This window comes from Brotocaccenecus cirricatena, assembly GCF_020687045.1.
GTDB lineage: Bacteria > Bacillota > Clostridia > Oscillospirales > Oscillospiraceae > Vescimonas > Vescimonas cirricatena.
Window position 1 is genome coordinate 1 of record NZ_JAJEPW010000114.1, and the last position, 4764, is coordinate 4764.

Consider the following 4764-nt stretch of genomic DNA (forward strand, 5'->3'; position numbering starts at 1 on the left):
GTCCGGGAGCTGTCCCAGCGGAACAGGAACAACCACTCCCCCCTTCAGCCTGCCAGAGCGCCGTCGCCCATGTACAACAGAAGGAGAAAACCATCCTGGGTCCCGTCCGGATTCAGCAGCCGCAGCTCCACATACTGAAGGTTGTCGTACCAGTCGGCGGACAGGTCAAAATGCAGGGTCCAGTACCGTTCCCGGCAGCTGCCCTTGAAGGGCGGCAGGGTCAGCTCCTGGCCATCCTCGTCCACGCAGTAAAGCTGGAGGTCGTCCAGCAGCACGTCCCCGGGGTCCCGTTGGATCTCCAGCTCCACCTGAAGGACGCCGTCCTCATAGGACGCGCCCAACAGGCCCACCCGGCCTCCCTGCCAGGTATCCCAGTACAGCCATTCCTGGGCCACCGCCGGTTCCTGGGTGGCGGGGATGACCGGGTCGACGGGATAATCCGTGTGGCGGGCCTGGCAGCTGGAGACGATGGAGCTGACCAGGGACAGGATGATCAGCCCCGCCACCAGCACCCCCACCAGGCTCACCTGACGGGCCGGGCCGCTGAGGTTATTCAGCTTTTCCCGGACCTGGCGGGCCTGGTCCTCGAAGCAGACCTTCTTCTGGTGGTTCTCCTTCCGCTCGTAGCAGACCTTGTCCCCATTGGGCACCGGGCGGCGGGAGGAGCCGTCCAGATGGTGGACGGTGCCGTCGGCATACACCTGCTCCCGCCGGGGCGGGCGGTTATAGGCCCCGCACTCCGGGCAGCAGCCGTTTTTCTCGTAGTTATAGCTCTTTCCGCAGGCCTTGCAGTGTATCGTTGCCATGGCGTGTCCTCCTTTATATCACATCCGCTGAAAGTCCAGATACCGGGTCCCCTGGAAGGTCAGGCGGCCCCGGTCCCCCTCCACCAGCATACCGTAGTCCTGGCCGTTCATCTGCAGCTCCATGCGGTCGCCGCTTTCCACCTGGAAGGTGGCGAAATACCGGGTGGAGGTGGTGGTGTGCAGCTCATCGCCGCTGCGGCGGGAGGAGAAGCTCTGGCGCTTGGCCACCACTGTGGCCTCCACCGTCAGCCGGGGGGAGTGGTTGTTCCTGTTCCGCTGGGACAGCTCCCGGACGAACGTCACCAGGATCATGCCCAGGATCGCCACAAAGGCCACGATGAAAAGCAGGAAGAAGATGGAAATGAATCCGTCGCCGGAGAAAAAGCTGTCGAACATGGCGCGTGCCTCCTTTTTTCGGGGGATGCCCCGTCTGTGTGGTCCCATTGTACGCCCCGCCGGAGATGAAATCCACCAACCTCAGGTTGCGCCGGGGCATTTCCCCGGAAAACGGCAGGAAACCTCAGGTTGCGGCGGGATTTTTATCCAGTATAGCATACGCGCCGGACCTTTGGCAAGCCAAAGGTCCGGCGCGGGGGTTATTCGTCGGTTTTCAGAAGGTCCCGCAGGGTCACGCTGTCCAGATAGTCGCCGATGAGCTGGCCCAGGCGGTTCCACACCGGCAGGGTCCGGCAGCGGGCCGCCCGGTCACAGGGGTGGGCCCCCTCCTCCAGGCAGGCCACCGGGGCCAGGGAGCCCTCCGTCAGGCGGAGAATCTCCCCCAGGGGGTACTCCTGCGGCTGGCGGGTCAGGCGATAGCCGCCGCCCTTGCCGGTGACGCCGTCCACCAGTCCCGCCCGGCTCAGCAGGATCATGATCTGGCCGGCGTATTTGTCGGAAATCTCCTGACGCCGGGCCACGTCCCGCATGGAGACGTAGCCGTCGCCGCCGTGCTCCGCCAGGTCCACCATCACCCGCAGGGCATAGCGGCCCTTGCTGGAAATGACCATGTTACACCATCCGGCAGCTTTCGCAGGAGCCGCAGTCCTCCGGGAACCTGCTGTGGTCATACGCGATGCCGTGGCGGTCATAGTAGTCCTTGATGGCGGACTTGATGGACTCCTCCGCCAGCACGGAGCAGTGGAGCTTGTGGGCGGGCAGGCCGCCCAGGGCGTCCACCACCTGGCGGTTGGTAACGGCCAGGGCCTGGTCGATGGTCTTGCCCTTGATCATCTCGGTGGCCATGGAGGACGAGGCGATGGCGCTGCCGCAGCCGAAGGTCTCGAACTTCACGTCCTGGATGACGTTGTCCCGGATTTTCAGGTACATCTTCATAATGTCGCCGCACTTGGCGTTGCCTACCTGGCCCACGCCGTCGGGGTTCTCGATCTCACCCACGTTGCGGGGGTGCATGAAATGATCCATCACGATATCGCTGTACAGTGCCATATTCAAAACGCTCCTTTCGTTGTCACAGCATGAATGCTTTCTTACCGGATTCCAGGTCCTTCCACACCGGGGACATGGACCGCAGGTACTCCACCACCCGGGGGACCTCCCGCAGGATGTGGTCCACCTCCTCCTGGGTGTTCCACTCGCACAGACTCAGCCGCAGGGAGCCGTGGGCCACCTCGTGGGGCCGGCCGATGGCCAGCAGCACATGGCTGGGATCCAGAGACCCGGAGGTGCACGCCGAGCCGGAGGACGCACAGATGCCCGCCGCATCCAGAAGCAGCAGCAGGGACTCGCCCTCAATGCCCTCGAAGCAGAAGTTCACATTGCCGGGCAGCCGGTGCTCCAGGTCGCCGTTGACGGCGCTGTGGGGGATCCGGGACAGGCCCGCAATAAGCTTGTCCCGCAGAGCCGTGACCTTCACCCGGTTCTCCTCCATATGGGCGCAGGCCTCCTCCAGTGCCGCCGCCATACCGGCAATGCCGGGGACATTCTCCGTTCCAGCCCGCTTGCCCCGCTCCTGGGCGCCGCCCTCGATGACGTTCACCAGAGGGATACCGCCCCGGACGTACAGCGCACCCACGCCCTTGGGGCCGTGGAACTTATGGCCGGACAGGCTCAGCATATCGATGTGCTGGGCCTGGACATCGATGGGCAGGTGGCCCGCCGCCTGCACGGCGTCGGTATGGAACAGCACGCCCTTCTCCCGGCACACGGCGCCGATCTCCTCAATGGGCAGGATACTGCCGATCTCGTTGTTGGCGTACATGACCGTCACCAGGCAGGTGTCCTCCCGGATGGCGTCCGCCACCTGCTGAGCGGAGACCATGCCGTTTTCATGAACCGGCAGCAGCTCCACCTCAAAGCCCTCCTTCTCCAGCTTTTTCAGGGTGTGGAGAATGGCGTGATGCTCGAAGGCGGTGGAGATGATGTGCATCTTGCCCTTGCGGCGGCCGATGGCGGCGGCGGAAAGCAGAGCCTGGTTGTCGGCCTCGCTGCCGCCGGAGGTGAAGATGATCTCCCGGGGCTGGCAGTTCAGGCACCGGGCCACGGTCTCGCGGCTCTTCATCAGCAGCTCCGCCGCCCGCTGGCCCACGCTGTGCAGGCTGGAGGGGTTGCCGTAGTTCTCCTCCATGGCGGGGAGCATGGCGTCCAGGGCCGTCCGGCTCATCCTGGTGGTGGCCGCGTTATCTGCGTAAACAGTCATTTGTATATTCCTCCCTGTTTCAGGCTTGAATTACCTATCGGTTTGGTTTGTAATTGGAGTATAACCGAAATTAACTACCAAGTCAATAGGTAATTTGGCTTTTCCGGCAGATTCTTCCAATAGAAGGCCGTTCTCCCCCGGTTTTTTTGATTTTAATGGAAAACAGGAAAATTATGATTGACATAACAGTTAAAATTGTGTAAACTGGACATGGTCTGAACGGCCAGGAAGAAAGATGAATAAAGGAGAAAGAGTATGAAACGCATCATTGCTGTGCTGCTGACGCTGATGATGGCCCTGAGCCTGACGGCGTGCAGCGGCGACGACAACGCCAAAGTGGCGGGCACCTGGAAATGGAACTGCGACATGACGGAGATGTTCCAGGAGGGCGTCAACCAGGGGGCCGGGATGGACCTGTCCACGGACGCCACCATGGAGATGGTGTTTGTGCTGAAGCTGAACGAGGACGGCACCTATACGCTGAACGTGGATCGGGACGCCCTGAAAACCTCCCTCCAGACCTACATTGACGCGCTGATCCCTGCGGCGGTGGAGATGATCTATCAGCAGCTGGAGGATCAGGGCATGAACCGGGCCGACATTGACGAGGCCATGGCGGCCGAGGGCGTCACCGTGGAGGAATATGTGCAGCAGATGATGGACGCCTCGATAGACGTGGACCAGATGATGGACGGCCTGGCGGATGAAAATGAGTCCGGCTATTTCCGGGCAGCCAAGGGCAAGCTGTACCTCAGCGATAAGGCAGACACCTTCAGCGACGACAGCTGCGCCGAATACACCCTGTCCGGCGGCACCATGCAGTGGACCGGCGGCAGCTATGAGCTCTTTGATAATCTGGACGACCTCCATGTGGAGCTGCCCGTCCAGTGGGTGAAGCAGTAAGTCCGTTCTGACAAGCCAAATTGCGGCCCCCGGCGGGCCGCAATTTTTGTCTTGCATTTGGAATGAAAATACGGTATAATACTCGGGTCACATGCCGGTGTGATGGAATGGTAGACGTAGCGGATTCAAAATCCGCCGGGGGCGACTCCGTGTGGGTTCGAGTCCCACCACCGGCACCACGTCGGAGCAAGCTCTATATCGCTTGCTCCGACTTATTTCATAAGTCAGAGCGCGCTCACGCCGCTGCTCCTCCTTTCCAAATCGAACCCGCTGCGCTGGGCTTCGATTTGGGTTTTTTTCTTTCTTTTGCCGTATCGATTCCGTGTCGCCGCCGGCACTATGTCGGAGTAATCTTCTGTATCGCTTGCTCCGACTTATTTTATAAGTCAGAGCGCGCTC

Annotated in this window: 6 protein-coding genes and 1 tRNA gene; 2 read left to right on the forward strand and 5 right to left on the reverse strand. The window is 61.5% G+C overall.

What is annotated here, in order from left to right; genetic code table 11:
- Positions 1 to 44 precede the first annotated feature (44 nt).
- The 5 genes from LKD37_RS16970 to nifS all read right to left on the reverse strand — a co-directional run bounded on the left by LKD37_RS16970 (position 45) and on the right by nifS (position 3462).
- Positions 45 to 806, reverse strand: a complete 762-nt coding sequence (locus LKD37_RS16970; protein ID WP_302930253.1) for a hypothetical protein — start codon at positions 804 to 806, stop codon at positions 45 to 47.
- Between the two features lie 18 nt (positions 807 to 824).
- A complete protein-coding gene (locus tag LKD37_RS16975; protein ID WP_302930254.1) occupies positions 825 to 1202 on the reverse strand; it encodes a DUF2500 domain-containing protein in 378 nt (125 codons plus the stop codon).
- A gap of 200 nt (positions 1203 to 1402) precedes the next feature.
- Positions 1403 to 1813, reverse strand: coding sequence for an RrF2 family transcriptional regulator (locus LKD37_RS16980; protein WP_302930255.1), 411 nt, complete (start codon positions 1811 to 1813; stop codon positions 1403 to 1405).
- 1 nt (position 1814) lies between these two features.
- On the reverse strand, positions 1815 to 2252 hold the full coding sequence (nifU, locus tag LKD37_RS16985; protein WP_302930256.1) for a Fe-S cluster assembly scaffold protein NifU: 438 nt from the start codon (positions 2250 to 2252) through the stop codon (positions 1815 to 1817).
- Positions 2253 to 2274: 22 nt separating this feature from the next.
- Entirely contained in the window at positions 2275 to 3462 is a 1188-nt protein-coding gene (gene nifS, locus LKD37_RS16990) for a cysteine desulfurase NifS (protein WP_302930257.1), read from the reverse strand.
- Positions 3463 to 3717: 255 nt separating this feature from the next.
- Here nifS and LKD37_RS16995 point away from each other — a divergent pair, with 255 nt between their 5' ends.
- Positions 3718 to 4365, forward strand: coding sequence for a hypothetical protein (locus tag LKD37_RS16995; protein ID WP_302930258.1), 648 nt, complete (start codon positions 3718 to 3720; stop codon positions 4363 to 4365).
- Positions 4366 to 4458: 93 nt separating this feature from the next.
- Positions 4459 to 4544 (forward strand) — tRNA-Leu (locus LKD37_RS17000).
- Positions 4545 to 4764: the final 220 nt, after the last annotated feature.

Excerpts from the sequence above, each read along its gene's own strand:
- nifU (WP_302930256.1), bottom strand. The coding sequence starts at position 2,252 with ATGGCACTGTACAGCGATATCGTGATGGATCATTTCATGCACCCCCGC.
- LKD37_RS16975 (WP_302930254.1), bottom strand. The coding sequence starts at position 1,202 with ATGTTCGACAGCTTTTTCTCCGGCGACGGATTCATTTCCATCTTCTTC.
- LKD37_RS16995 (WP_302930258.1), top strand. The coding sequence starts at position 3,718 with ATGAAACGCATCATTGCTGTGCTGCTGACGCTGATGATGGCCCTGAGC.
- nifS (WP_302930257.1), bottom strand. The coding sequence starts at position 3,462 with ATGACTGTTTACGCAGATAACGCGGCCACCACCAGGATGAGCCGGACG.
- LKD37_RS16970 (WP_302930253.1), bottom strand. The coding sequence starts at position 806 with ATGGCAACGATACACTGCAAGGCCTGCGGAAAGAGCTATAACTACGAG.
- LKD37_RS16980 (WP_302930255.1), bottom strand. The coding sequence starts at position 1,813 with ATGGTCATTTCCAGCAAGGGCCGCTATGCCCTGCGGGTGATGGTGGAC.